Annotated in this window: 25 protein-coding genes; 15 read left to right on the forward strand and 10 right to left on the reverse strand. The window is 58.0% G+C overall.

All coding sequences use genetic code 11. The features are described from left to right. Positions 1-3 precede the first annotated feature (3 nt). The 9 genes from GOV80_RS06070 to GOV80_RS06110 all read left to right on the forward strand — a co-directional run bounded on the left by GOV80_RS06070 (position 4) and on the right by GOV80_RS06110 (position 9,532). Positions 4-1,332, forward strand: a complete 1,329-nt coding sequence (locus tag GOV80_RS06070; RefSeq protein ID WP_170783253.1) for an FMN-binding glutamate synthase family protein — start codon at positions 4-6, stop codon at positions 1,330-1,332. Between the two features lie 66 nt (positions 1,333-1,398). Continuing rightward, a complete protein-coding gene (gene glnT / locus GOV80_RS06075; RefSeq protein WP_170783254.1) occupies positions 1,399-2,727 on the forward strand; it encodes a type III glutamate--ammonia ligase in 1,329 nt (442 codons plus the stop codon). Between the two features lie 364 nt (positions 2,728-3,091). Next, positions 3,092-4,201: an aromatic ring-hydroxylating oxygenase subunit alpha gene (locus tag GOV80_RS06080; protein ID WP_170783255.1), complete on the forward strand. Its 1,110-nt coding sequence runs from the start codon at positions 3,092-3,094 to the stop codon at positions 4,199-4,201. 15 nt (positions 4,202-4,216) lie between these two features. After that, positions 4,217-4,654 (forward strand): lactoylglutathione lyase, encoded by a 438-nt coding sequence (gene gloA, locus GOV80_RS06085; RefSeq protein ID WP_170783256.1) that lies wholly within the window; start codon positions 4,217-4,219, stop codon positions 4,652-4,654. Positions 4,655-4,657: 3 nt separating this feature from the next. After that, positions 4,658-5,062 carry a cupin domain-containing protein gene (locus GOV80_RS06090; RefSeq protein ID WP_170783257.1) on the forward strand — a complete coding sequence of 135 codons (405 nt, stop codon included), beginning with the start codon at positions 4,658-4,660 and terminating at the stop codon, positions 5,060-5,062. 38 nt (positions 5,063-5,100) lie between these two features. Beyond that, on the forward strand, positions 5,101-6,540 hold the full coding sequence (locus tag GOV80_RS06095) for a glutamine synthetase family protein (RefSeq protein WP_170783258.1): 1,440 nt from the start codon (positions 5,101-5,103) through the stop codon (positions 6,538-6,540). A gap of 53 nt (positions 6,541-6,593) precedes the next feature. After that, positions 6,594-7,610, forward strand: a complete 1,017-nt coding sequence (locus tag GOV80_RS06100; RefSeq protein ID WP_170783259.1) for an alpha/beta fold hydrolase — start codon at positions 6,594-6,596, stop codon at positions 7,608-7,610. 114 nt (positions 7,611-7,724) lie between these two features. Further along, complete coding sequence (locus tag GOV80_RS06105) at positions 7,725-8,255, forward strand: Lrp/AsnC family transcriptional regulator (protein WP_336510128.1); 531 nt, start codon at positions 7,725-7,727, stop codon at positions 8,253-8,255. Between the two features lie 191 nt (positions 8,256-8,446). After that, the gene (locus GOV80_RS06110; protein WP_170783260.1) at positions 8,447-9,532 is read left to right on the forward strand and encodes a DUF2652 domain-containing protein; all 1,086 of its coding nucleotides are present in this window, start codon (positions 8,447-8,449) and stop codon (positions 9,530-9,532) included. Between the two features lie 84 nt (positions 9,533-9,616). On the opposite strand, the gene GOV80_RS06115 is transcribed toward GOV80_RS06110, so the two are convergent. After that, positions 9,617-10,108 carry a hypothetical protein gene (locus tag GOV80_RS06115; protein ID WP_170783261.1) on the reverse strand — a complete coding sequence of 164 codons (492 nt, stop codon included), beginning with the start codon at positions 10,106-10,108 and terminating at the stop codon, positions 9,617-9,619. A gap of 98 nt (positions 10,109-10,206) precedes the next feature. On the opposite strand from GOV80_RS06115, the gene GOV80_RS06120 reads away from it, so the two are divergent. Then, positions 10,207-10,386 (forward strand): hypothetical protein, encoded by a 180-nt coding sequence (locus GOV80_RS06120; RefSeq protein ID WP_170783262.1) that lies wholly within the window; start codon positions 10,207-10,209, stop codon positions 10,384-10,386. Between the two features lie 150 nt (positions 10,387-10,536). Here GOV80_RS06120 and GOV80_RS06125 read toward each other — a convergent pair whose 3' ends face one another. The 3 genes from GOV80_RS06125 to GOV80_RS06135 form a co-directional block, all read right to left on the reverse strand. Continuing rightward, positions 10,537-10,926 carry an adenylate/guanylate cyclase domain-containing protein gene (locus GOV80_RS06125; protein ID WP_170783263.1) on the reverse strand — a complete coding sequence of 130 codons (390 nt, stop codon included), beginning with the start codon at positions 10,924-10,926 and terminating at the stop codon, positions 10,537-10,539. 136 nt (positions 10,927-11,062) lie between these two features. Then, positions 11,063-11,875 (reverse strand): c-type cytochrome, encoded by an 813-nt coding sequence (locus GOV80_RS06130; RefSeq protein ID WP_237215676.1) that lies wholly within the window; start codon positions 11,873-11,875, stop codon positions 11,063-11,065. Positions 11,876-11,934: 59 nt separating this feature from the next. After that, positions 11,935-12,408 carry a cupin domain-containing protein gene (locus GOV80_RS06135; protein WP_331252434.1) on the reverse strand — a complete coding sequence of 158 codons (474 nt, stop codon included), beginning with the start codon at positions 12,406-12,408 and terminating at the stop codon, positions 11,935-11,937. An 88-nt stretch (positions 12,409-12,496) separates the two neighbouring features. Between GOV80_RS06135 and GOV80_RS06140 the strand changes: the two genes are divergently transcribed. The 5 genes from GOV80_RS06140 (at position 12,497) to GOV80_RS06160 (ending at position 18,915) form a co-directional block, all read left to right on the forward strand. Then, entirely contained in the window at positions 12,497-13,090 is a 594-nt protein-coding gene (locus GOV80_RS06140) for a TetR/AcrR family transcriptional regulator (RefSeq protein WP_170783265.1), read from the forward strand. Between the two features lie 351 nt (positions 13,091-13,441). Beyond that, positions 13,442-14,713, forward strand: a complete 1,272-nt coding sequence (locus tag GOV80_RS06145) for a DUF3300 domain-containing protein (RefSeq protein ID WP_170783266.1) — start codon at positions 13,442-13,444, stop codon at positions 14,711-14,713. Between the two features lie 4 nt (positions 14,714-14,717). Beyond that, positions 14,718-15,617 carry a DUF2950 family protein gene (locus tag GOV80_RS06150; protein WP_170783267.1) on the forward strand — a complete coding sequence of 300 codons (900 nt, stop codon included), beginning with the start codon at positions 14,718-14,720 and terminating at the stop codon, positions 15,615-15,617. Positions 15,618-15,876: 259 nt separating this feature from the next. Beyond that, complete coding sequence (locus GOV80_RS06155; RefSeq protein ID WP_170783268.1) at positions 15,877-17,406, forward strand: phospholipase D family protein; 1,530 nt, start codon at positions 15,877-15,879, stop codon at positions 17,404-17,406. Between the two features lie 180 nt (positions 17,407-17,586). After that, complete coding sequence (locus GOV80_RS06160) at positions 17,587-18,915, forward strand: hypothetical protein (RefSeq protein ID WP_170783269.1); 1,329 nt, start codon at positions 17,587-17,589, stop codon at positions 18,913-18,915. 354 nt (positions 18,916-19,269) lie between these two features. On the opposite strand, the gene GOV80_RS06165 is transcribed toward GOV80_RS06160, so the two are convergent. From GOV80_RS06165 to nosZ, 6 genes are read right to left on the reverse strand one after another with little or no spacing between them, the layout of a single operon-like run. Next, complete coding sequence (locus GOV80_RS06165; RefSeq protein WP_170783270.1) at positions 19,270-20,169, reverse strand: FAD:protein FMN transferase; 900 nt, start codon at positions 20,167-20,169, stop codon at positions 19,270-19,272. Continuing rightward, complete coding sequence (locus GOV80_RS06170) at positions 20,166-20,681, reverse strand: nitrous oxide reductase accessory protein NosL (protein ID WP_170783271.1); 516 nt, start codon at positions 20,679-20,681, stop codon at positions 20,166-20,168. Before GOV80_RS06170 ends, GOV80_RS06165 begins: the two co-directional genes overlap by 4 nt. Next, complete coding sequence (locus GOV80_RS06175; RefSeq protein ID WP_170771859.1) at positions 20,678-21,499, reverse strand: ABC transporter permease; 822 nt, start codon at positions 21,497-21,499, stop codon at positions 20,678-20,680. Before GOV80_RS06175 ends, GOV80_RS06170 begins: the two co-directional genes overlap by 4 nt. After that, positions 21,496-22,389 carry an ABC transporter ATP-binding protein gene (locus GOV80_RS06180; RefSeq protein ID WP_170783272.1) on the reverse strand — a complete coding sequence of 298 codons (894 nt, stop codon included), beginning with the start codon at positions 22,387-22,389 and terminating at the stop codon, positions 21,496-21,498. The genes GOV80_RS06175 and GOV80_RS06180 overlap by 4 nt, the downstream gene beginning before the upstream one ends. Continuing rightward, positions 22,379-23,635 carry a nitrous oxide reductase family maturation protein NosD gene (locus GOV80_RS06185; RefSeq protein ID WP_170783273.1) on the reverse strand — a complete coding sequence of 419 codons (1,257 nt, stop codon included), beginning with the start codon at positions 23,633-23,635 and terminating at the stop codon, positions 22,379-22,381. The genes GOV80_RS06180 and GOV80_RS06185 overlap by 11 nt, the downstream gene beginning before the upstream one ends. Positions 23,636-23,637: 2 nt before the next feature. Then, positions 23,638-25,545, reverse strand: coding sequence for a TAT-dependent nitrous-oxide reductase (gene nosZ, locus GOV80_RS06190; protein ID WP_170783274.1), 1,908 nt, complete (start codon positions 25,543-25,545; stop codon positions 23,638-23,640). Positions 25,546-25,558 lie beyond the last annotated feature (13 nt).

Consider the following 25,558-nt stretch of genomic DNA (forward strand, 5'->3'; position numbering starts at 1 on the left):
GTTATGGACGATCACACACCACGCACGATGCCGATACAGTCTGCGACGTTTTCCAACCCGGTCAATGCGGAAATCCGGCGGGCGGCGGCCACGGGTATCTATGACATTCGCGGCGGCGGCGCGAAACGCAAGGTGCCGCATTTCGACGACCTGCTGTTTCTGGGGGCCTCGGTCAGCCGATACCCGCTGGAGGGCTATCGCGAACGCTGCGACACCTCGGTCACGCTGGGCACGCGCTTTGCCAAGAACCCGATCCAGCTGGATATCCCGATCACCATCGCGGGCATGAGTTTCGGTGCGCTGTCTGGCCCCGCGAAAGAGGCGCTGGGTCGCGGAGCGTCAGCTGCCGGTACGTCGACCACCACCGGTGACGGTGGTATGACGCCCGAGGAACGCGGTCATTCCTCGAAACTGGTTTATCAGTATCTGCCTTCGCGCTATGGCATGAACCCCGACGATCTGCGCAAAGCCGACGCGATCGAGATTGTGGTGGGGCAGGGCGCCAAACCCGGCGGTGGCGGGATGCTACTGGGTCAAAAGATCAGCGACCGCGTGGCCGAGATGCGGACCCTGCCCAAAGGGATCGACCAGCGCTCGGCCTGTCGGCACCCGGACTGGACCGGGCCGGATGATCTTGAGATCAAGATCTTAGAGTTGCGCGAAATCACCGGTTGGCAGGTACCGATCTATGTGAAGGTCGGCGCGACGCGTCCCTATTACGACACGGCGCTGGCGGTGAAAGCCGGGGCGGATGTGGTGGTGATGGACGGGATGCAGGGTGGCACCGCGGCCACGCAGGATGTGTTCATCGAACATGTGGGCATTCCGACGCTGGCCTGTATCCGCCCAGCCGTGCAGGCGTTGCAAGACTTGGGTGTGCATCGCGAGGTGCAACTTGTGATCTCGGGCGGTATTCGCAATGGCGCGGATGTGGCCAAGGCGATGGCTTTGGGTGCAGATGCGGTGGCCATTGGCACGGCGGCCCTGATCGCCTTGGGGGACAATGACCCGAAATGGGAGGCTGAGTATCAGAAGCTGGGCACCACCACCGGGGCCTATGACGACTGGCACGAGGGTCGCGATCCGGCAGGCATCACCACGCAAGCCCCGGAACTGGCCGCGCGCCTTGACCCGGTCGAGGCCGGGCGGCGTCTGCGCAACTACCTCAAGGTCATGACGCTTGAGGCGCAGACCATCGCGCGCGCCTGCGGCCACAATGATCTGCACAATCTGGAGCCTGAAGACCTGTGCGCCCTGACGATGGAAGCCGCCGCCATGGCGCGCGTGCCTCTGGCGGGAACAGACTGGTATCCGGGCAAGCCGGGGTTCTGAGACAAGCGGGCGCGACCCTGACCGGGGGGCGCGCTTTTTGCAACAACAGGGAAAGGAAAGACGCGTATGACGACGGATCTTGCCGCTTTCGCCAAGGATAATGGTGTCAAATACTTCATGATCTCATTCACGGACCTGTTTGGCGGACAACGGGCCAAGCTGGTCCCCGCACAAGCCATCGCCGAGATGCAGGAAGAGGGCGCGGGCTTTGCCGGGTTTGCCACCTATCTGGACATGACCCCCGCGCATCCCGACATGCTGGCGGTGCCCGATCCGTCCTCGGTCATTCAACTGCCGTGGAAGCCCGAGGTTGCATGGGTCGCCGCCAATTGCGTGATGGAGGGCGAGGACGTCGCCCAAGCTCCGCGCAACGTGCTGCGCCGCCTGATCGAAGAGGCCGCCGCCGAAGGCCTGCATGTCAAAACCGGGATCGAGGCCGAGTTCTTTTTGCTCACCCCCGATGGGGAGCAGATCAGCGACCCGTTCGATACCGCTGAAAAACCCTGTTACGACCAGCAGGCGGTGATGCGCCGTTATGACGTGGTGCGCGAGATTTGCGATTATATGTTGGATCTGGGCTGGGGTCCGTATCAGAACGACCACGAGGACGCCAATGGCCAGTTCGAGATGAACTGGGAGTTTGACGATGTTCTGCGTACTGCCGACAAGCATTCCTTCTTCAAGTTCATGACCAAATCCGTGGCCGAAAAACACGGGTTCCGCGCCACCTTCATGCCCAAACCGGTCGAGGGGCTAACAGGTAATGGCTGTCACGCCCATATCTCAGTCTGGGATGCACCGGGGGCTGTTGCCGAGACCAACGTATTTGCAGGCGAAGGTGATGGCCCGACGGGCGAGGTTGGTTTGGCCGAGCGCGGCAAGCACTTTCTGGGCGGTATCATGAAACATGCCAGCGCGCTGGCGGCGATCACCAACCCGACGGTAAACAGTTACAAGCGCATCAACGCGCCGCGCACCATGTCGGGAGCTACATGGGCACCCAATACGGTCACATGGACCGGCAACAACCGCACCCATATGGTGCGAGTCCCCGGACCGGGCCGGTTCGAACTGCGTCTACCCGATGGGGCCACCAACCCCTACCTGTTGCAGGCGGTCATCATCGCCGCCGGTCTGTCGGGCATCCGGTCCAAGGCTGATCCGGGCAAACGCTGGGATATCGACATGTATGCCGAAGGGCACACTGTCACAGATGCGCCCAAGCTGCCGCTGAACATGCTGGACGCGCTGCGCGAATACGACAAGGACACGGAACTGAAGGCGATGATGGGCGATGAATTCTCATCCGCGTTCCTGAAGATGAAGCATCAGGAATGGAATTCGTTCGTGTCGCATTTCTCGCGCTGGGAAAAAGACAACACGCTGGATATCTGACCGGGCAGGGTGCCCTGTTCTGGCCCTGCTGTCGACGGGACAGGGGCCTTTGGTGTTGTCCGCCGCCTGCAACGGGCACCGCGATTCTGCGGATACCGCAGACCTCCTTTCGAAATTGGTAGAACGTGACCCGGCTGTCCTATGGCAGTCGGGTCACTCTTTAGTGAGAATGGTACGAAATCGACAAAGTAGTGGTCTAAATGCGACATAAACTTACTGATACTTCAATATAGTTTAACGAATTCGCAGAAAAATCTAGACAGAGTGATTATTTCGCAGTTCACTTCCTGACAGCCACATTGGCCACACACCCGCAGCCCACCTGCGATTTTGGTTTTGAAACTCTGCGTCAGGAACTTGAACGATGAATACGATCTCTTCGTTGCTTGAGTCTTTTTACGAAGAAACCACACCCAAACGGGGCTTGCCTGCGGCGGCCCACAAGGATGCGGAGTTCTGGGAGGCCGAATGTGCCTCGGTCTTTACGCGCAACTGGGTCTGTGTCGGGTTTGTCCATGAATTGCAGGCCGCCGGGGATGCGGTGCCGGTCACGCTGGCCGGGCATCCGCTGCTTTTGGTCCGCAATATGGCGGGCGAAATCCGGGCGTTCCACAATATCTGCCGCCACCGCTGCCTGACGCTGGTGGATGCGCCTAAGAATGTGGGCAAGCTGATCCGCTGCCCCTATCACGCCTGGGCCTATGATCTGGACGGGAAACTGCGTGCCGCACCCCATTTCGGCGGTGTAAACGAACATCAGGCCGAAGGGTTCGACGCGTCGCAAAACAGCCTTGTGCCGGTGCGCAGCCATGTCTGGAACGATTGGGTTTTCGTCAATCTCGACGGTAGCGCGCCGGATTTCGATGCCTATTCCGCCTCGATGCAGGCGCGTCTGGAGGGCATCGACTGGGATAAGGTCGACTGTATTGGAACGCTCGATTTCGGAGAGATCGCATGCAACTGGAAGTTCATCATGGAGAACTTCATCGAACCCTATCACGTGCAGTTCGTCCATGCCTCGACCACGGATCAGCCGCTTGCCGACCACTATACCATCGTTGACGGCAACTGCCTTGGCAGCGCGGTCGATCTGGATGAAGAGATCGGGACATCCGGCAGTCTGGGCGTCAGCTCGCGCTATCTGACGCTGTATCCCAACTTCATTCTGGGTCGGTATTTCCCTGACCAGATGGGGGTTTACCTGAACATTCCGACCGGTCCTGGAACGATGGTCCAGAAAAGGGCGCTTTATACCACCGAGGGTCAAACCCTGACGCCCGACGCGATCGAAGGCCTCAAAAAGCTGTGGTGGGACGTGCACAAGGAAGATCACGAGATGACCGAGCGGCTGCAACTGGGTCGGTCCTCGACCGTTTCCGAGGCCGGGGGCGTGTTGTCGCCCGCTTGGGAAGACAGCGTGCGCGCCTTTCAGGAACTGGTGGCGCAGGATGTGACCACACTCGAAAAACACTGAATTGAGGAGACCAAAGTGAGCGAGAATATCAGCAGTGGATTCCGTTTGGCGCATACCATGATGCGAGTGATGGACATGGAGAGGTCGCTGGAATTTTACTGCGGCATTCTGGGCATGCAGGTCCTGCGACGCACCGATTACCCCGAGGGCAAATTCACCAACACCTTTATCGGCTACGGCCCCGAGGCCGAGTTCCCGACGTTGGAGCTGACGGCGAACTGGGATCAGGAAGACCCCTATGAAAAGGGCAATGGCTGGGGCCACATCTGCATCGAGACACCGGATGTCTATAAGGCCTGCGAAGAACTGGCGGCCGCAGGCGTGAATATCACTCGCCCGGCCGGTCCGATGAAGAACGGCACCCGCGTCATTGCGTTCTGCGAGGACCCGGACGGCTACAAGGTCGAGCTGAACGAAAGCATTCTGAAACATCTGGCCAAGGAAGGGGCGTGAACCATGGGCAATGCACCAAGACTTATGAAATGGGATTTGGTCGAGGATCGCTATAACGCGATCGGTGAAAGCGACAGCGACACCTATATCAAGCCCATGGTCACAAGCGAATACAGCAAGACCATGTGCGGTGGGATCAACGTTCTAAAGAACATCAAGGTGCCGTGGGATCTGACCTGTGATGAGATCATCTATGTGCTGGAAGGCACCTTCCGGCTGGTGTGCGACGGCGAAACCTATATCTGCAACCGCGGCGACGTGCTGTATATCCCCAAGGACAATCACATCTCGTATGAGGCGGACGCACGCTGTGTGATCTTCTATGCCGCCTATCCCCATAACTGGAAGCAACTGGCCGGTATCACGCAAGTGCCCGGCATCGACCCCGACGACTTTGTGCCCGGCTAATTGCCGGGGCTCCGGCCCGCTGACAGGAGGAGGCCCAGATGCCAAAAGATAATCCCACTGCCAAAATCTACTACGACAGCTTTCACGACGCGGTCGAACGCAACCGGCCCAAGATCCCTGAGGTGAAAAAGCGCCTTGAGGATGCGGGTGTCAAATATGTGATGGGGGCATGGATCGACCTGCACGGCATCCCAAAGACCAAACCTGTCCCCATAAGCGATTTTGAGGCGCTGTGTCTGGGCAAGGGGCCGCAATTCGCTGTGCACTCGATCTCTTACGTCCCCGAGCTGAGCCCCGCCGACAGCGATCAAGTGGTGGTTCCCGATTTGGACGCGGTTTATGTCTGCCCGTGGGACACATCGATGGCGATCATGTTCTCGGACCTCTACTGGGAGGACGCACCCTACAACGTCTGCCCCCGTCAGGCCCTGAAACGCGCCATGCACGAGGCCGCGCAGGAAGGTTACATTGGCTATGCCGGGGTCGAGCCCGAGTTTATCGTGATGAAATACGATGAAAACGGTCAGCCTGTGAAAGCCTTCGACGACGACCCGGCACAGGGCCTGCGCCCGCGCCGTCAGGCCTTTGGCTATGACGTGGAATATTCGGTGGATTCGATGCCCTTCCTAAAGGACATGATCGACATTATCGAAGGGCTGGGCTGGAACCTGCACGACGTGGTGGCCGAGGGTGCTTATTCCCAGTTTGAGCTGGATTTCCACTATACCAACATGCTGGAAATGTCCGATCGGCTGGCTTTTCTGCGCATTGTTTTGAAAGAAGTCGCCAAGAAGCATGGCTGCTTCGTGACCTTTATGCCCAAGCCGACAGTGGGCGATTGGCGTTCGGGCGCGCATATCAATATGTCGATGCAGCATGAAAGCCGCCCCGGTGAGAATATCTTTGAAACCTCCGATGGCGGCTGGTCGGATGAAAGCCGTTGGGCCGTGGGCGGCCTGATGCAGCACGCCGAGGCGATCACTGCCATCACCTGTCCGACGGTGAATTCGTATAATGGTCTGGTCCCGCGCGTGGGTGGGTTCGAGGGTGGCACCGTGACCTGGGCGCCGACCAATATCACCTATGGGTTCAACAACCGCTCAGCCCAGTTCCGTCTGCCGCAAAGCCGCCACTGCATCGAAAACCGTGCCTGCGATATGACCATGAATGTCTATCTGGCGATGGCGATGCATTTGAGCTGCGCGGTGAAGGGCATCAAGAAAAAGATCGATCCGGGCAAGCCCACGGATTTCGACCTGTATTCCAAAACAGAAAGCGAACTGGCTGAACTTGGCATTCGACGCCTGCCGCGTACTTTGTGGAACGCCATTCAGGCGCTGCGTGGTGACGACATGGCCGCGCATGTGATGGGACCGGTGATGCGCAACTCGTATCTGGAATACAAAAACGACGAGTGGGAGCGATACCACCAATCCGTAACGGATTGGGAAGTGCAGGAATACCTGCGGCTCTATTGATTTCCACCTCGGACGGCCCTGGGGTCGCTCGGGTCCAACAGCCAGAGGCGGGCATGACGCAAGACTATCAGATTCTTGAGCTAGGCGATTTTCCACTGTTGTCCGGCGCGGTGTTGCGGGATGCGAAGCTGGCCTATCAGACTTATGGCACGCTTGCGCCCGAACGTGACAATGTGATCGTTCTGCCCACCTTCTACACCGGCACCAATTCCCGAAACGAGGGGTTTTTCGGCCCGGGTCGCGCGATTGACCCGGCGCGGCATTTCATCGTCAGCCCGAACCTGTTTGGCAACGGGCGATCTTCGTCCCCGACGAACACGCTCGCACCACAGGACGGGCCGCGTTTTCCGCTGGTTCAGATGTGGGACAATATCGCGGCGCAGCACCGGCTGATCCATGACCATCTCGGCATCGATCGGATTGCGCTGGTGGCCGGTTGGTCAATGGCCGGATGCCAGTCCTATCAATGGGCGGCACAATACCCCGACATGGTGCAGGCGATCTTGCCGTTTTGCGCCTCGGCCCGGACCTCGCCGCATAACTTCGTCTTTCTCGAAGGGGTGAAGGCCGCGCTCTGTGCTGATCAGGCATGGAACGGGGGCGACTATGACAGCCCGCCAGTTGCCGGACTAAAAGCTTTTGGCCGTGTCTATGCGGGCTGGGCGTTTTCGCAGACCTTCTACCGCGAGGGACTGTATAAACAGCTGGGGTTCGACACGATCGAAGATCTGCTGCTGGATTGGGAGATTGATCATGTCGAAAGTTGGGATGCCAACAATCTGCTGGCCAAGCTGGCGACGTGGCAAGCGGGTGATATCGCGGCGGGGCCATTGTATAGCGGCGATTTCAAGGCCGCGTTGGGCGCCATCAAGGCTCGCGCCATCCTGATGCCCTGCACGCAGGACCTGTATTTCCCGCCCGAAGACAACGAGATCGAGGCCCGGCACATGCCAAACGCCCGGTTCCGTCCTTATGACTCGCCCTGGGGCCATTGCGCGGCCAATCCTGGCAACGATGCCGGTTTTACGGCGGCTTTGGATGACAATATCCGCGCGCTTTTGCAGCAATAAGCGGGGTCAGGATGCATCGGGCCGGAAATCGGTTTGCTGTCCCGGCGGGTTGGACCTTATGATCGGAGTTCACAAAACGGGCCGTTGGGCCGACAGACACAAGAAGGACGCGCTGTGAACTTATCGCGCAAACCAGAAGCGGACAGACCCTTGCGTCAGCGCAGCACGCATTCGGTGGATGAGCGTCTGAACAGTGAGATCGTCCGTATGCTTGAGCTGGACGGGCGGATGCCGTTTTCCGAGATTGCCCAAAAACTCGATGTGTCCGAGGGCACGGTGCGCAATCGCGTCAACGCGATGAAAGAGGCGGGCCTGCTACGGATCGTGGCCATCGCGGACCCGACCGCCACGGAATACAAGGCTGATGCAATGATCTGTCTGAAGGTGGCGCCGGGCACGACACCGCAAGCGGTGGCAACGCGTCTGGGTGCCGTTTCCAGTGTTGTCTATATCCTGTGGGTCACGGGGCGGTTCGATCTGATGGTGGAACTGGTCTGCGACGAGCCGGACGATTTGGCGACCTTCCTTGAAGACCATATACATGGGGTCGAGGACATCGTGGATTCAGAAGTGATGCTGGGCCTCAGAAATTTCAAGAACCAATTCCTGCTCAAGCGAAACTGGGAACAGCGGACCAACAACTAAAGCCTCGGATAGCAGTGTCCATTCCACGACTGGCACCGCCTCGGACCGCCTTTGGCTTCAGTGGTCGTATCTGACCAACTATGCGGATTTTGTTCCGCGGGGCTCCTGCCTAGGGGACAGGGCTGATCTGCTTGTCCGGTACTATGGCGGAAGCTACAGTCATCGGGCAGGGCGTAAATGGGAAGACGGGAATGCCAGTTCAAACCGGTTACTTACTAATCGCCGATATTACCGGGTATACCGGATATCTGACGCGGTCAGAGTTGGAGCACGCCAACCCGATCATACGGTCTTTACTTGAGGCGATTGTTTTTGAGCTGAAAGACCCGATGAAACTGCGGGGCCTTGAAGGGGACGCTGTTCTTGCCTATTCCAGCGGGCCGTTCCCATCTGGCGAAACGTTCCTCAACATATGCGAAAGCCTGTATCGAGCGTTCGCCGAACGCCGCCGGAACATCGTGCAGAACACGACTTGCCCTTGCAATGCATGCCGGAACGTCGCCGACCTCGATCTGAAAATCCTTGCGCATCACGGAAAGTTTGAAGAACTGTCGATCGGTCCGATGAAGGATATCTCGGGTGCCGATGTCATACTTGTCCATCGCATGGCGAAGACCGATGTCAAGGAAGAGACCGGGATACGCAGCTATGCGCTGTTCTCGGAAGACGCTTTTCAGGCGATGGGTATCACATCGGATCTCATGCAATATAGCGCTCAGTTCGAGCATTTTGGTGACGTACCCATGCGGGTCTATGACCTTGCGGCAGCTTGGCAAAAATACCGAGAGATCGCCGGGCCTGTGCGCGTGACCGATGAGGAGGCTGTATTCACAACCCGGCACATACTGAAGGCCCCGCCGGTGGTTGCCTGGGAAATGCTTACGGACCCCGCACTCAAGATGCGATGGATGATGTTGAGAGACGCCTATCGGGAAGGGGATGTGTCGCGTACGTCAGCCGGTGTCCGCCTGCACTGCATTCATGAGGCGGCTCACTTTCAGATGCTGATCGTCGACTGGAATCCATTCGAATATGTGACCGATATTCTCCACAATTCGTCCATCGAGGGCCTTACAAACCTGGAGACCTATGAATTGGCCCCGGTGGAAGAAGGGACCGAGATTGTGTATCGGATGGGACGGCTGACGGATGCCGACGGCAAACATCATCCTGCAGAGGAATCTGCGGTAATTGATCTGTTCGAAAACTTTTATCCGGTGGCGTTCGGTATTCTGGACGAAATGGCGTTGGAGTCTCATCGAGACAAACAAGAGTGACCTATTTGGCGGTACTCCGGTCAAAGAGCGGTAGCCCGTTAAAATCTTGGCTTGATCGGTGAATGCCAAAGTGGTGAGCGTGGATCAAGGAAGATCCATTTCCTCGACCATTGCCGCAATGCTTGACCAGGGCTCGGTCTGCGCGCTTTTGCCGAGAGACTGCCTAATCATGGATGCGCTGAACACTGGCAATGTCTCTTTCGCCCGCTGAACCAGCTTTTGCGCCGTGTCATGATCCCCGCGCCGCGTCGCTGAAAGCGCAGCTATGGCTGCGGGATGCCAGACTTTGGTGTTTGCAAGTATCGCTTCGCGCGATCTTTCTTCTGCCGCCTCCAGGTCGCTTTCAACACCCCGGCAAACCAGCCCCGCTGCCTGCGTGGTCAGAAATGCCCAAACCACGGGATCGTACGGGTATACGCGTCGGGCTTTTTCTTCATGGGCAATCGTGGCGACAGGGTCTTTCGCAACGCCCAGTCTCGGCAGTAAATATTTTTGGCGCGCCAACAGTGCCTGCGGCAGGGCATAGCCCGGATCTGCCTTGATGGCCGCTTCGAAAATAGGTTGTGACTCTGTCATCGCTTCGGGGGTGGCGAGTGCAAAATGGTAAAATCGCGCTGACAAAGCTCCTAGGCTGAAAGGCTGTGGGTCGGTGCGCAGCGGGAAAGCATACGCTCATGCGCGCCAATCTCGGGCTCGACGCCCATGACGATGGCCCCGGTGAGTTGGTGGAGAATGGCGAACAAATCGTCTGCCGGCCCATCCCAGTGGTTGGCTCAAACCTGTTCTTCGTCTTTTGCGCCGTTCAAACGCGCCGAGACCCGCAAGCGGTTTCCACCCCGTCGAAAACGTCCTAGTGCAGAGGTGACATCTTCCACCAATGCGGACGCAAGAAACAGTTGATCCTGGTCGTCCGTGTCAATCTCAAACGGCAACCCGGCGACACTCGTCACGTCGCGGCCGGTCTGAGCCACTGGAATGGCGTCGTCACCTACAACGTCTACGCTCTAGACTTCCAACGGATTTGGAATGTTCTTTACAGTTTGCAGCCCGAGTGACGTGAATTCAGCGTCTATGCGTCCATTCACCTGATCACGTACTTGGCGCGAGATACAGATGCCGCCAACGGGCGACAAACTCTCCAACCGAGCGGCTATGTTCACAGCGTCGCCCAATACGTCATCGCCATCTACTACGACGTCACCGAGGTTTATCCCGACACTAAACCGCAGACGGTGATCTTTTGGTTCGCCTACTTCCCGCGCGTGCATACTGTCCTGTATTTGCAGGCCGGCGCGTAGCGCGGCGACCGGAGACGCGAATTCGACCAGAATTCCGTCTCCCATGGTCTTGACGATCCGCCCTTGGCACCGCTCTAGGGTCGGTGGCCATGGCATTCTTGGCCGCCAAGCGAAGCAATAGAACGCCGAATAGTGAAAACTGTTTGGCCTATTTGTTGTGCTCTGTTTCAGCAACGCGCGCGTTACAAAATTCCCTGGGAACCCCAACAAAAACCTGGCGGTGTCAGACCAGTCATGGGTCCGGTAGAGCCGGGATTGTCCGAAGGTACAGGACAATTGCCTGAAGATCATCTGAAGACATCTGGGCATAATGCGCATACCCCATTGGGGGTCGCATTCGGCTGCCATCGGGCCGTACACCCGAAGCGATCATCATCTTTAACTCATCATCGTTATATTGGGCTAACCCATCCTCGTGCGATGTGATGTTTGGTGCAATGGAGACCCCCCACGGACCGTGAAAGGCAAAACCTCCGGCGCCAAGATGCGTGTCGAACATTGGTCCTTGTGGCCCAAAGGTAGTGTGGCATTCGATACAATGTGCAATTGGCCCGGCGAGGTATTCTCCGTACTCGACGCTTGGTCCAGCGGGCGGGGCCGTCACCGGGCCCACAGGCGGCCCATAGCTGGGCGGAAGGGGGAAGTTGTAGGTTGAAAAAGGCGTTTCATTCTTGCTCGCGGGGACGGTGCGCAGGAACATTACCATGGACATAACGTCATCGTCGCTAAGGCTGCGGTAAAGCCCGATGGGCATGGGCGGTCCGATGACAGAACCGTCCGGGCGGATGCCTTCCCGAATTGCGCGCACCAGGTCTGCGTCGCTCCAGTCTGCAATCCGGCTACCTGGCGTTATATTGACGGCCCAGGCCTCCATCATCTCGTTCTTTTCGACCAACATTCCACCGAACTCATTGGACATGTCCGGGCCGTTGGAGCCCTGCGGTGTATGACAATTTCCGCACGCAGCTGGCCCTCGTACAAGGTACTCACCGCGTTCGATACTCGGCTCAGCCATCGCGACCAGCGGCAGAAGGATTGGGGTCAAAAACAAACCTATGCATTTCATTTTTCGTACTCCCATCTCGCGTGAACAAAGGACCCGCTTCAGGTCGGAGCATGATCCGGCGCGAGGATTGTCATGCCGATTCTATCTGCCAAAGCTACGATTGCTGGGATGTCTGGCGGGCCGTCGGGTTCAGGAATTTCTGTCGTGCTGTCCGGCATTGCTTCACCCGCTTCGGTGAAGAATGTGTCATGCATTGCGCCGGGCGCGTTGATGCACAGCAAACGACCTGCTTGGGGCCCCTTACATGTGAACGCGTGAACCGCTCCATCGGGTACTTTCACAAAATCACCTGCGCGAACGCCAAGCGTCTGCCCATCGACCATAAATTCGAACTCGCCTTCCAAAACAAAGAAGCTCTCTTCCTCTCCGGCATGATGGTTTGGAGGCGCGCCTGCTCCGGGCGCAGTCTTGATTTCGACGATTGCGTATTTGTCCCCGGTCTCCGCAGGGAACGCGTGAAAGGTCAAGAGATTGCCGAAAAGGTGATAAATGCGCGGGCGAGTCTGTTCCACGTTGAAGATTCCCTTTACTAAAATCAAAGTGAGTTTATGATACATACATCTCTTTATAAGACAAGTGTAACATTTAGGAACTTGAATATTGGCCCCACGAACCAATCAGAAAAACCGGACCCGAGAGGCGTTGCTGGAAGCGGCGCGCGACATCATGGCCGAGGGTACAGAGGTTACTCTTGCGAAAGTTGCGGATCGTGCGAAAACCAGCCGTGCGACCGTGTACAGGTATTTTTCAGACCCCGGAGTTTTGGCGCTTGATGCGACGTTGGATTTCGAGGTTTTGCCGACTTCGCGCCTATTGGAAGATCTCGCTGACGTACGAAGCCGTGTGCAAAAGGTTGCGCAATATTACTTGGATTTCTCACGTGATCACGAAGCCTATTTCCGGCAGTTCCTGGCAGAGTCACTGAAGGCAGCTTTGGAGGACGCGCGCAGAAACATACGGGGGGCCCGACGCGTGGCTGCATTTGGCGAAGCGCTTGAACCTGTTCGTGGTCGAATGAATCCCTCAGACTTCGAGGATCTGAAAAAGCGGTTGGCGATGACGACAGGAATGGAGCAGTTCATCATTTTGGAAGATATTCTGCGCGTTGATCAGCCAGAAGGTGACCGGCTTCTTTCGGGTCTGGTTGACGCCCTGTTGGATCGCTATTTGCCCCAAGAGAGCGCGCCGAATTGAGTTGCTCTAAGGGTGTGGACGTGAGACCGGCCTGACGCAGCGAACGCTGTTCGAAAAATCGTACGGGCTACGAACGTCGCTTGATCGGTTTGTAAAAAACAGCGAGATCTCGCCGGCTTCGCCCGTGGTCGTGCATGGGTCCCAATGTCGAAGGTACCAGCGGCAAACCAGCAGTACCCATGCTCTTCTTCAAACAGGTGTTCCGACATTTGAGCCAAAGGCCCTTTACATAGAAGCCCCTCCCGCGACAACATGAGATAAATTTAAGCATTCGAATAACGGGATGAGTTTTCCAGTGTGTCCGCGGCGAATTGGACCTCGGACATTTGCTGTCTAAAAAGGGGGGGAGATATGGCTGATATCGTTCGTTGGATTGTATCCGCGTTTCTGGTTTTCACACCGACGTTAGTGGGGGCGCAGTCCGAACAGGAGGGTGTCGCGGAACCTATTTCAGACACCGATCTGCTTACCCAGGCCGAGCTAGAAAATCTCGTCGCGCCGATTGCTTTGTTTCCGGACACGCTTTTGATTCAGATACTGGTTGCGGCGACCAACCCGATGGAAGTCGTCAAAAGCGACCGGTTGCTGGCCAGCATGGACGGCGAGGAACCCGAAGTCATTCAAGCTGCCGTCGAAGCCGAAGAATGGGACGAAAGCGTTGAGGTTCTGGCCGTCGCCTTCCCTGAAGTGATCGAGGATATGGCCACCCATATCGAATGGACCGAAACCATGGGCGACGCCATGCTTGCCCAAAGTGACGAGGTGATGGTCGCCGTTCAGACCATGCGGACCCAGGCGATCAACAACGGTGCGCTCGTATCGGGTGAAGAACAGCTTGTCGAGGTCACGGAAGACGAAACCGTCATTATCCAACCTGCGGATCCCGAAGTTGTTTATGTGCCGCAATATGACCCTCAGGTCGTTTATACCGACAGCAACAGCAACCTTGTTGGCGACGCCATTGTCACCGGAGCTATCGCGTTTGGGACATTCGCCCTGATCGACGCCATTTTTGACGATGACGACGACTGGAATGACTACTGGGGTTGTCGAAATTGCGGGGGTTGGGGTGGGGGCCCGATCTATCGAAACCCGAATATTGATCTGGATATCGACGGCAATGTGAATATCGGCAATGACGTCAATATCGGGAACGGTAACATCAATCGTCCTGACGATGGCTGGAAACCGGATGATCGAAAGAAAGATCAGGCGCGAGACAAGATTGCCTCCAAAAAGGATCCAGGGGGTAAGACCAAGCTGCCGATAGACAAAGGTGACAGCAGCGCGGATGCCTTGCGAAGCAAACTGTCCCAGAAATCCGGTGCGCCAGATATCTCCCGGCCCGGATCGCAGGCCAAAACGGAAGCAGTTCGGAAAACCATGAAGGATGGGGGTACGCCCAAGGTCAATCGGGCCACGCCGAATAAGGCCGTGAAGAAACCGACCCAAAAGCCAGCGGTTAAGAAACCATCCGGGACCAAGTCCCATGTCACCAAAGCCTCTAAGCCCAAAGCGGTAAGCAAGCCGAAGGCGACCCACAAGAAATCCAGCGGGCAAAAAGCACGCTCGGCTTCGCAACGGGGCAAAGCCAGCCACCAAAAAGCCCAGCGGAGGAGATAAGAGCATGACCAATACTTTGATCAAAGCAACTGCAATCACCGCATTTCTCACTGGTCCGGCCTGGGCTGAACCTGCCGCATATGCCTCTCCGCAAGAGGCGCTTGAGGCGATGGTCGCAGCGCTGAAAAGCCCTGAGGTGGGTGCTGCTCTGGCCGTCTTCGGGCCAGAGGCTGCGGACTATCTTTCCGATGGAAACCCGGTCGAGGACAAGATCAACAAGCTGGCACTGTTGTCCCTCTACAAAGAAGGCTATCGGCTTGTGCCGCAAGACGATGGCTCGGTCCTGATTGCGCTGGGTGAGGAAGGCTGGCTGTTCCCGGTGCCCATAGCAAAGACGGACACATCATGGTCTTTCGACAACGACGCAGGCCGGGAAGAAGTGCGTCTGCGCGAAATCGGCCGCAACGAGCTGGACGTGATCGAATTGATGGAGGCCTATGTCGAAATACAGGCCGATTTCCGGTCGCAGGATCAAGACGGCGACGGGGTCAGGGAATTCGCAAGCCAGATCATTTCGACTTCTGCCGATCAGCGGGATGGGCTGTTCTGGGCATCCGAAGACACGCTGTTGGGTGAGCTTTTCGCGCGCGCTTCGGCTTTTGGCTTCAGTGACGGCGAAACCGACTTCGCGCCCGAGCCCTTTTCAGGTTACTATTTCCGTATCCTGACAGAGCAAACCGATGCGGCGCCCGGCGGAGCGATGGACTACATCGTCAATGGCCACATGGTTGCGGGTCATGCCCTTTTGGCCGTTCCAGCAGAATTCGGAGAGACCGGCGTGCACAGTTTCATGGTTTCGGAAAACGGTGTCGTGTTCGAGGCTGTTCTGGGCGAGGACACGCTGGAAAAGGCGGCAGGCATAACCGGGTTTGATCCGACTGAGGAATGGCAGCCTGTGAACTGATCCTGCGCGTCGATTCCAGCATCCGGTCGTATCGCATTTCCAGAAGGCATCAGAGCGTTTGCGGCGTTGGATTCGGTTAAGAACCAACGCCGCCATCGCCCTGCAAAGTGAAAGCGATTTTGGCGAGATTCCCAACTGTACTTTGCGGTCGATGCGAAAAAGCTCGGTACAGGATACTAAGGTGCTAAGGTAAGTCGGTAAATGAGACGTCGAACCCAACCGATCCGGGCAAACGACTAAGGCTAAAGGAAGAAGGAAGATGCCGAGAAAACTGCTTTGGCCTTTGTTGGGATTGATCGCTCTGGCGGCCTGTTCGGCTGGGCCTAGGGATTTTGTTCAAGTCCCATCGCGGGCGGTCGAGAGCCCTTCCAATAGCAGGTTGACGACAGCGGTGCGCAAACTGGGTGATCCACGTGACGGACGGTCGGGTGTCAAGCTGATCAGCAACGGCGAAGAGGCACTGGCCGCGCGTCTGGTTCTGGCGTCGCAGGCGGATGTGACAATAGATGCGCAATACTATCTACTGCACAACGATCTGACCGGGCAATTGTTTGCGCTGAGCCTGCTGAACGCGGCGGATCGCGGTGTACGGGTCAGGCTGCTGCTGGATGACATGGATACATCGGGTTACGACGCGATGACTGCCGCGCTGGATTCTCATGAAAATATCGAGATCCGGCTGTTCAATCCTTTCTGGCGTGACCAAAGCCTGCTGGTTGCAGGTTTGACCGATTTCAAACGCATCAACCGGCGCATGCATAACAAATCCATAACCGTCGACAACACTATTTCCATCGTTGGTGGTCGCAATGTGGGGGATGAGTACTTCCTGGCCAAGGAAGAGTTTAACTATGCAGATCTGGATATCTTCGTCGCCGGGCCTGTGGTGAACGAGGTGTCCGACAATTTCGACGAATACTGGAACAGCGAATTTGCTGTTCCTGCCCGTGCGGTGATTGGCGAACCCGAGACTCTGGGTCTGGCAGATGCCCGCGTGCGTCTGAATGCGCTGGTCGATGAAGCCCTGAAAACACCGTATGCGGCAGCGGTCAAGAAGACCGCGCAAGAGACTTTTACCCTCAAGACGCTCAGGCTAGACTGGGTTCCGGCCAAACTGTATTCCGACCCGCCGTCCAAGGCAGCCGGTGTCGACAATGATCAGCCCATTCTGGCCTCGAAGTTGGTACCCTATTTCCAAAAGGCTGAAAGCTCGGTCGACGTCATCTCAGCCTATTTTGTGCCCCGTAAGCGAGGGGTTAAATGGCTGAGCGAACTCGAGGATCGCGGGGTTAAGGTGCGTGTTGTCACCAATTCGCTGGCGTCAAACGATGTGGCGCCGGTTTATGCGCATTATGCAAGGGAACGCCGCGCTCTATTGGACGGGGGCGTGGAACTGTTCGAACTGCGCCCTGACTCGGACCGGGTCAATCAGCGGGGGGTGAATTGGGGTCAGTCGCGCGCGGGTTTGCACACGAAGGCATTTACCATCGATGAGCGATACCTGTTCGTGGGCTCGTTCAACTGGGACCCGCGGTCGGTCAACATAAACACAGAAATGGGCGTGCTTGTGGACTCGCCGGACCTGACGCGACGCGCGGTTGCTGCGCTTGACGAAGCTTTGAAGCAAAACACCTATTCGGTCCAATATGACGAGGAAAAACGCGTCACCTGGAGGTCCTACCGCGAGGATGGTGCGATCTTGCTGAACCGACATGAACCCACCGGTAGTTTCTTTGATCATATCAAGGCCGGGTTTTTGGCCATTTTGCCTATTGGATCGCAGCTTTAGCGCAAGATGGGCTTCCACATCTACGCCGTCGCCATAGCCCCCCCCGTCGCAGTATGGAGCCCCGGACTGGACAAGAAAGACATCTCGGTGCTTGCTGTCGGGATGATTGAAGATCTGCAGCGTCCCCGTGTTCCGTGTTTGTGCAATTTGGCCGGGATGCGCGGAAAAGGGATGGAACGAATGAATTTTGTTAAGGCATTTCCTATTGTGTTGCTGTTTGTGCCAACAGTTGCGTTCAGTGCCGAGTATGAAGCACAGCCCATACTGTCTGCGCAGGAAAGCGTTCAGGACGTTCCGCTTGCGACCGAGATTTATCGCATCGACGAACAGGTCCCGACGGATGGGTACATGGCGACCTACCGCATCGAGACGCAGTTCGGGCAATTCTCGGCCTCTGGTCCGGGTATGTTGCAGGCGCGGTTGGCCGAAATCCGAGCTCTTGCTGCGCTGGACCATATCCAGAATGACCAGCAATTCATCGACGCTGCCGAAGACACAGCCGGAGAGACGTTTGAAAACCTGCGCCAATTTGCGAAGCAGCCGAAGGAAACTCTGAAAGGTGTGCCCGAAGGTGTCGGGCGGTTTCTCAAACGTACCGGACGGTCGGCCAAGACGGGGCTGCAAAAACTGGGCGATGTCCGAGAGGGAAACTTGCCCGGCGTTGATCCCGAGACCACCTCTAACCTTCCCGGAGGCTCGGCAGATTCACAAGCCGGTCCGCAGGGCAGCTTTACTGAGAATGTCGCGCGCGCCAGCGGAGATGTTGCTGTAAATATCCTTGGGTTTGACAAACAGCGCCGCCGTCTGGCCAAGGAATTGGGCGTCGATCCCTATACCACCAATCAACTCCTGGCCACGCGGCTGGATGAGGTTACTTGGGCGGCCTTCGCCGGGGGGCTTGGCGTCAATGTCTTGACCAGTTTGGTTCCGGGCGGGTTGGTCCTGTCGTCATCCTCGCGGCTCAGTGACTGGGTTTGGGATACCGCCCCCGGTGATCTGCGCGTGCAGGTTGAGGAAACGCTTTTGTTCGTCGGCGTGCCGCGTGATCAAGTCGACCGCTTTTTGCGGCACAGCTACTATACGCTCAGCATGCAAGCTGTGGTGGCGGATTCATTGAAATCGCTTGAGGGGGTGCAAGGCCGGGCGGATGTCCTTCCGTTGATCCTGAGTGTGGGCTCGGAAGGTCAGGCGCGTTTCCTGGTGCAGACCTTGGACATGTTCAGGACGTATCACGTGACCAAAGAATCACTGTCCCAGTTGCGCGTACAAGGCACAATCATTGGCGTCGGAGGTAGTGGCAATTCCGTGGTCATGGCTCCGGTAGACTACCTGAGCTGGACCGAAACGCTGGATGCATTCTCTGCCAATCTTACAGAGGCGACCGAAGGTCCCATCGTGCTTTTTGTTTCGGACGAGATGTCCGGTTTAGCGACGGACTCACTAAAAACACGCGGTTGGACAGTAGCGGAGACAGGGCAGATCACTCCGGATGCGTTTCCACTGCGTTGACAATTGTAATCGGCGTTGAGCCGCCCGAAAGAGATGATTGCTAGGGTTACGGCAGCAAAGTTCCGCGGATAAGGTCTCGGGCGCTCATTTGATTGTGCTGAGACTCGTTCCGGCGAGACGCTCACGACACCAGGCTCTTACCGGCCCCATTGAACAGTGTCTTACCGAAAACGGAATCCGGTAAAAAATGCGCTGACAAGACCGAGCGCAGCCGTAGTCCCAAGTTGCTGCTTAGGCTCAGGCCTCATGGCCGATAGATCACCAAAGCGGCGAGCGCGATTGCTGAGAGGAAGATTTTGACCGTCTTTTCTTCGCCATGGTTGGCAGCAAAACGAAAATCAATGGGTCCTGAGCCTAGGGGACGAGCATCTCAAGTTTGGCGTCCGGGAAGTGGGACAAGACTGACCTGACCTTCCTATCTGGTGTCACGCATAGCGCAGTCGACAACCCATCTGCCAAGGCGGCATTTGCGGCAGAAACGGACACAGTACTCTGCGGTGCCATTCGGTTTTTTGGGTCAAGAATGTGGTGATGTCCCGCAGCCAGCTTCATCATTGCCGGTGCCGAGGTTGCGACAGCACGGTCACGTAACGAAAGCCGCCCCCTTACGATATGCTTGGGACCTGCCAGGCCGACTTGCCAGTCGCTTCCATCGCTACGGGTGCCTCGGGCTGATATCTCGCCCATATCAACCAAAATATTGCGCAGGCCGAACCCGTTTAGCAGACTTGCGATACGATCAGTGATTTCGCCCTGGGCAATTCCGTTCAGGGTCAATCCTGAAAATCCCGGATCTGGCAGGCGGATTGCATTCGTGTTTACTAACACTTTGTGCCATCCAATCCCGCGCTGCGCGCGATTCAGTTCAGAGAGTTCCGCTCCTTTGGCGAACGCCATCCAGAGAGGTTGTATCGTTGGGTCGAACGCGCCGTCCGAGGCGTCATGCAACGCGGAACACAAGCTTAGAACTTTCAACAGTTCGGGTGACGGTGCTATCAGGTGTCCATCAGTATTCAGTCGGCTCAGCTCAGAGTGAGGGCGATACAGGCTGAAAATATTCTCAAGCCTGGTCAGCTCGGCCGTGACGGCATCGAAAATGGGTGCTGCTTCAGTGTTGGTTAGTCCTTCCACGCGTAGGCTGGCCTTTGCGCCCAATGCTGAGCCGTGCCATCGCGCAGACGCAGCGGCGGCAACCGGAGTATAGGCGCAGGCTGCGGAAATAGCCAGAAACCGGCGGCGGGTCAGGGCGGTCATGACGGGGTCTCCAGCGCAAGGTTCAGATCGACGGGGCCCAACACTTCGGCATCGGGGATATCGGACAGGGTCAGGGCGGCGCCGCCATAAGTGTCGATGAAGGCCTGCGCCGCGCTGGCATCGCCAAAAGGCACAACTTCGCGCGCGCCCATTCCCCCCGCGACGTTGGCGCCGACTACAAAGGTGGAGTCGGCGGCGGCGATCCAGTTGGAAATGCCGGGTTGTCGCCAACTGGGTGCGACGCTCATGTCGCTGACATATACGGCGGTGATGGCGGCGTCACGTTCGGGGCTTTTGAGATAAGCCACCATGTCGCGGACCTGCGCAAAGAAGAGCGGCGTAGGGTAGCCTTCCAGATGGATTTGCCCCTTGGGTCCGCCATGTTCGGCGATGTTCATCTGGCAGAAGAAACTCAGCGCATCGGGGGTTAGATCCACCGGGTCGGGGGCCTCGGCGACCTCTTCTTTGCAGGCGGTCAGGGCAATGAGGGCAATCAGGCATAGGCGCTTCATGGTTCGACCCTCCGGAAGGCCAGTCGCGCTAGCGCGAAGGCAAGCACCGGCCAGATCAGAAGTGAGGCGGGCGCGGCCCAGAAGGGCAGGGCCTGCGCGGCCCCGGTCATGCCGGAGGCCATGGCGACACCCTCGGTCGCGGCAATGTTCCACAGACGGAATGCGTCGGCCGGGTTGGCCACCATCACCCACGGAAAGACGGATTGGGTGAAGCTGCCGCCCTTGTCCATGACGACGGCCCCCAACAGGCCCAGATCATAGAGGACAACAAAAACCAGCCATAGCCCGGCCGACAGACCCGCTGCCGCCGTAGCCCCCTTTGCCAGGGCAGACAGCAGGTATCCCAGCGCCAGAAAGACGGCGCCCAGCAGGATGGATGTGAGGATCAGTCGCGTCAGAGCTATCAGGCTTTCGGCCCCCGCGCCTCCAAAGAAGGCGGCCACTGCGCCTGCCGTGCCAAAGCCGACGGTCATGGCGAAGGCCAGCGCGGCCAGATGGGCGGTGAACTTGCCCAACAGGATTTCTCCGCGCCCTGCAGGATAGGACAACAATAGGGAAAGGCTGCCCCGGTCCACGTCGCCTGCGATGGCGTCGAAAGAAATCATCAGCGCCAGCAATGGCGCAAGATAGACCGACAGTGTGGTCATCGAGGCGACCGAGACGGTGAGCATATCGACCCCCAGCGTGCCGGTTGGCGCGCTGCCCGCAAAGGTCAGCGCCAGCGCGAACAGCACCATGATCAACGTCGCGACCAGCAGCCAGCGGTTGCGGCGCAGGATCAGCATTTCGGTGCGAGTGATGGCAAGGAAGCGGGTCATCGCGATCCCTCCTGTGCGTAGTGGCGATAGAGGTCTTCCAGCTTGGGCGGGGTCATCTCAACATCCGCCACCGCGTCGCCCAACCCGGCGATGCGGCGCAGGGCCTCCATTTTGTCTTCAGGAGAGCAGAGCAGTTCGACCGAAGCCCCGTTGATCCGGTTGCCACCCAGTTCGGCGGCCAACGCGTCAGGATTGGTACTGGCGCGCACTTTCAGGCGGATTGGCAGACCGGCCAGCGCCGACAGGTTGGTCAGCGTATCATCGGCCACCATGCGACCCTTGCGCATGATGGCGATGCGGTCGGTACGCGCCTCGACCTCGGTCAATGCGTGGGAGGCGATCAGGACAGCGGTGCCTTGCCCGGCCAATTCGTCAATGATGGCATAGAGATCCTGCCGCGAGATTGGGTCCAGCCCGCTGGTCGGTTCGTCCAGCAACGCCACTTTGGGCTGACCCAGCAGCACTTGCGCCAGACCCAGACGCTGCCGCATTCCTTTTGAATAGGCTCCGATCCGGCGGTCCAGCGCATCGCTGAGGCCGACCCGCTCCAACAGGCCGGGCACATCTGCTTGCGCACCCGAAAGTTGCGCAAACAGTGTCAGTTGTTCGCGGCCCGTCAAGGCCGGGTGGAAGGATACCGCCTCGGGCAAGTAGGCTGTCTTTCGCCGCGCCTGCGCCGTACCGGGGGCGACGTCTCCGATCCGAATGGCTCCGCCATGGATCGGCGTCAGGCCAAGGATGGATTTGATCAGCGTTGACTTGCCCGCACCGTTATGGCCCAGCAGCGCAACGCGCTGACCGGGGGCAAGAGACAGGGTGATATCGTCAAGAACGCGGGTCTTGCCACGGTCTTTGCAGACTTGGTCAATCGTCAGGGCCTTATCCGTCATGAGGCACCTTTTTCATAGCTGGGGGTTCAGGGGCTTGCATCAAGGGGTTGCTGTCCACCACGCCTCCCGGCAACAGCGCCGGGAAGGCCGATTGCGACCAACGCACCAGCTGCACGGCAGGTGAGCCGAGCAGCAATTTGGCTGCGGGTTGGGTCCACAGCACATGGTCCATTGAATCGTTGGGGCGATAAGGGGCATCGGCCACGCCGTTGCCATCCACATCATAGGCGGCGAAATCGGACCAATAGTTTCCGCGCCCGTCTTCTGACCACTCGACCCATTTGGTCGAGACATATTTCACCTGTGTCCGGTTGCCGACAAAGGCGTTGCCGACGATCCGGTTGCGTTCGGACCCGGCGGTAAAGTGGATGCCGATGCCGCAGCCTTCAAACCAGTTGTCAGTGAAGTCGTTCTTGTTCGAGTTATAGAGGAAGGTGCATTTCTCTTTCGCACCTTTGACCACATTGCCGGTGATGACGCTCTTGTTGGCATAGTTCAGCATCACGCCATGTTCGCGGTCATCAATCGACACATTGTCGGTGACTTTGACATTCGAGGTGAACATCACCGCATAGCCCAGATCGTTGCCGATCGAGACGTTGTTGCTGACCACGGAGTTGTCGGCATACATATAGTGCACCGCAAAGCGCAGATCACGAAACAGGTTGCCGGTGAACAAATTCTTCTTCGAAGAATTCACGAAAATCCCATCGCGGCCAAACTGAATGTCATTGTCGGCGACAACGGCCCCGGGAGCGTTCCAGACATAGACCCCATTGCCGCGCGCGTTCATGTGGCGGTCCTGCCGCCCTTCGATCCGGTTGCGGCGCACGATGCCGTCCTTGGCCCCGTGGATGTCGATGCCATAGAGATTGCCCAGCAGCACATTATCCTCGACCACAGGCGCGGTGGCCGTTTTGGTCAGTTGGATGCCGCTGTCGATCCCGTCATGGTCTGAACCGGAGCCGATCACCGTCAGCCCGCGCACCGTCACGCCGGGTCCGGTCACGGTGATAACGCTGCCTTCGCCTTGTCCGTCAATCGTGGCCTGTCCCAGCCCGTCAATCGTGATGGGCCGGTCCAGAACCAGTGTTTCGGCATAGGTGCCGGGGCTCAGGCGGAGGGTATCCCCATCCGCCGCCTGCGCCAGTATCTGATTGATGGCCCCCGCCCGGTTGGGCACATCCCAGTCCGTCGCCCAAAGGGGCGAGCCGAGCAGGAGCGGTATGAGCAGGGACCAACGCATGACTACGCGCTCCGCGGCTCAACAAACATCCGGCCGCGCATTTCCATGTGCAGCGCGTGGCAGAACCACTGGCAATAGAACCAATGCACGCCCGGACGGTCGGCAATGAACGTGACCGAGGCGGTGGCCTGCGGGGCAACCTCCATCGCGATACCGAAGTTCGACAGGCAGAAGCCGTGGGTTACATCATCCACATCGTCCAGGTTGGTGACATAGACGGTGACTTCGTCGCCCTGCTTGACGGTGAACTTCTCCATGCTGAACACAGGGGCGACCGAGGTCATGTAGACGCGCACCTTATTGCCATCCCGGATCGGCTCATCCGCGCCATAATCCAGATCGACGCCATCGGCCTCGGCCTGTTTGCGCGCATCTTCCCACATCGGGTCGTTGCGATCCCAGACATTGACCGGGTTCACTTTGGACCGGTGTACAAGGATCGAGTCATGCGGCTCCGCAAAGGTCGGGCCGTCATGGACCACCTTCATCTTGTCGCCCGAGATGTCGATCAGCTGCTCATTCTCAGGCTTCAGCGGTCCCACGTTCAGGAAGCGGTCTTTCGAGAACTTGTTCATCGAAATCAGCCATTTGCCGTCAGCCTCAGCCGTCTCACCCATCGAGGTCGAGTTGTGACCCGGCTGATACTGCACGTCCACCTTGTCGAGGATCGGATCGACGTCCGCGCCACCATAGGCTTCGATCGCTTTGGCGATGTCCCACTTCACCACCTGGCTGTCCAGGAACAGGGTGGTATAGGCGTTGCCCTTGCCGTCGAACGCGGTGTGAAGCGGGCCAAGACCCAGTTGCGGTTCCGCGACGATGGCCGAGCGCGGATCAGCGTTGTCGGCAAACAGCGCGTCGACTTTTTCGACATCGATCACCGACACGGTCGGAGACAGCTTGCCGTTGATCATGATGTGTTTCTTGTCGGGCGCGGCATTCACACCGTGTGGCGAGTTCGGGATCGGGATGTAGCGGGTCAGGTTGCCGCCAGCCTCTTTGCGGCCGTCTACGACCTTGACGCCGTTCAGCTCCTGATAGTTCCCCGCAGCAATTGCGTCTTCGATGCCTTTGAGGTTGAACACGACCACGTGGTCCAGCTCATTCTCGGTCATCTCGGCCAGATTCATGCCCATTTCCGAGTTATAGGACGTCGAGAAGGCGTATTTACCCTGATAGTCGCAGTCGGTGTTGTCGAGGTTGCCCGACACCATCACCTGCCATGCGATCTCCATCGTGTCGCCGTCGATGGCGGTAAAGATGTTCACGTATTTGGACGGATCGTCGAGAATCTGGCCGTCATTTACCAGCGGTGCCTCATGTTCGCCATTGGCAAAGACATAGCCGGTGCGCGGGTATTTCTGCGGACGCAGACCGTGGATGTCATGCGCGTTCGGGATCTCGATGATCTTGTCGCATTTCATCACGTCACAACGCACACGAGCCACGCGGGTGTTCGCCTTGTCGTTCATGAAGAGATAGCGGCCGTCATAGGTGCCATCGGTGAAGGACATATGCGGGTGGTGCAGGTCGCCATTGTCATAGGTAACTTTGCCGTTTGCGGCCAGGAACTCCTTGGTTTCGGGCAGCAGGCCTTCGGTCAGAATTTTCAGCGATTCATTGGTCTGGCCCCACCCGGTGGCCGAGCAGCGGTTGAACACCGGCACCCGCATCAGCTCGCGCATCGAAGGCACGCCCAGAATGCGCAACTCACCGGTCTGGCCTGAAGACCAGAAGCCGTAATATTCGTCCAGCTCACCCGGCTCCAGATGGGCCTTGGCGGCGGCGCTGGCTTCGCGCGCGGTCATCAGGGTCGAACCCAGGCCGGTCCCGGCAATTACGGCACCGGTGGCGGTCGCCCCCAGCATTCCGCGGCGTGTGATGTTCAGTTTGTTTTCTTGGTCTGACATGATCGTCCCTCCA

The sequence above is a fragment of the Ruegeria lacuscaerulensis genome, from assembly GCF_013034685.1.
In the GTDB taxonomy this organism is placed as follows: domain Bacteria; phylum Pseudomonadota; class Alphaproteobacteria; order Rhodobacterales; family Rhodobacteraceae; genus Ruegeria; species Ruegeria lacuscaerulensis_B.

Coding starts and splice junctions, on each gene's coding strand:
- GOV80_RS06070 (WP_170783253.1), top strand. CDS start 4: ATGGACGATCACACACCACGCACGATGCCGATACAGTCTGCGACGTTT.
- GOV80_RS06185 (WP_170783273.1), bottom strand. CDS start 23,635: ATGCGTTGGTCCCTGCTCATACCGCTCCTGCTCGGCTCGCCCCTTTGG.
- GOV80_RS06090 (WP_170783257.1), top strand. CDS start 4,658: ATGGGCAATGCACCAAGACTTATGAAATGGGATTTGGTCGAGGATCGC.
- GOV80_RS06095 (WP_170783258.1), top strand. CDS start 5,101: ATGCCAAAAGATAATCCCACTGCCAAAATCTACTACGACAGCTTTCAC.
- GOV80_RS06145 (WP_170783266.1), top strand. CDS start 13,442: ATGGCTGATATCGTTCGTTGGATTGTATCCGCGTTTCTGGTTTTCACA.
- GOV80_RS06125 (WP_170783263.1), bottom strand. CDS start 10,926: ATGCCATGGCCACCGACCCTAGAGCGGTGCCAAGGGCGGATCGTCAAG.
- GOV80_RS06170 (WP_170783271.1), bottom strand. CDS start 20,681: ATGAAGCGCCTATGCCTGATTGCCCTCATTGCCCTGACCGCCTGCAAA.
- GOV80_RS06165 (WP_170783270.1), bottom strand. CDS start 20,169: ATGACCGCCCTGACCCGCCGCCGGTTTCTGGCTATTTCCGCAGCCTGC.
- GOV80_RS06080 (WP_170783255.1), top strand. CDS start 3,092: ATGAATACGATCTCTTCGTTGCTTGAGTCTTTTTACGAAGAAACCACA.
- GOV80_RS06175 (WP_170771859.1), bottom strand. CDS start 21,499: ATGACCCGCTTCCTTGCCATCACTCGCACCGAAATGCTGATCCTGCGC.
- GOV80_RS06180 (WP_170783272.1), bottom strand. CDS start 22,389: ATGACGGATAAGGCCCTGACGATTGACCAAGTCTGCAAAGACCGTGGC.
- GOV80_RS06155 (WP_170783268.1), top strand. CDS start 15,877: ATGCCGAGAAAACTGCTTTGGCCTTTGTTGGGATTGATCGCTCTGGCG.
- nosZ (WP_170783274.1), bottom strand. CDS start 25,545: ATGTCAGACCAAGAAAACAAACTGAACATCACACGCCGCGGAATGCTG.
- GOV80_RS06120 (WP_170783262.1), top strand. CDS start 10,207: ATGCGCGCCAATCTCGGGCTCGACGCCCATGACGATGGCCCCGGTGAG.
- GOV80_RS06110 (WP_170783260.1), top strand. CDS start 8,447: ATGCCAGTTCAAACCGGTTACTTACTAATCGCCGATATTACCGGGTAT.
- GOV80_RS06115 (WP_170783261.1), bottom strand. CDS start 10,108: ATGACAGAGTCACAACCTATTTTCGAAGCGGCCATCAAGGCAGATCCG.
- glnT (WP_170783254.1), top strand. CDS start 1,399: ATGACGACGGATCTTGCCGCTTTCGCCAAGGATAATGGTGTCAAATAC.
- GOV80_RS06150 (WP_170783267.1), top strand. CDS start 14,718: ATGACCAATACTTTGATCAAAGCAACTGCAATCACCGCATTTCTCACT.
- GOV80_RS06100 (WP_170783259.1), top strand. CDS start 6,594: ATGACGCAAGACTATCAGATTCTTGAGCTAGGCGATTTTCCACTGTTG.
- GOV80_RS06160 (WP_170783269.1), top strand. CDS start 17,587: ATGAATTTTGTTAAGGCATTTCCTATTGTGTTGCTGTTTGTGCCAACA.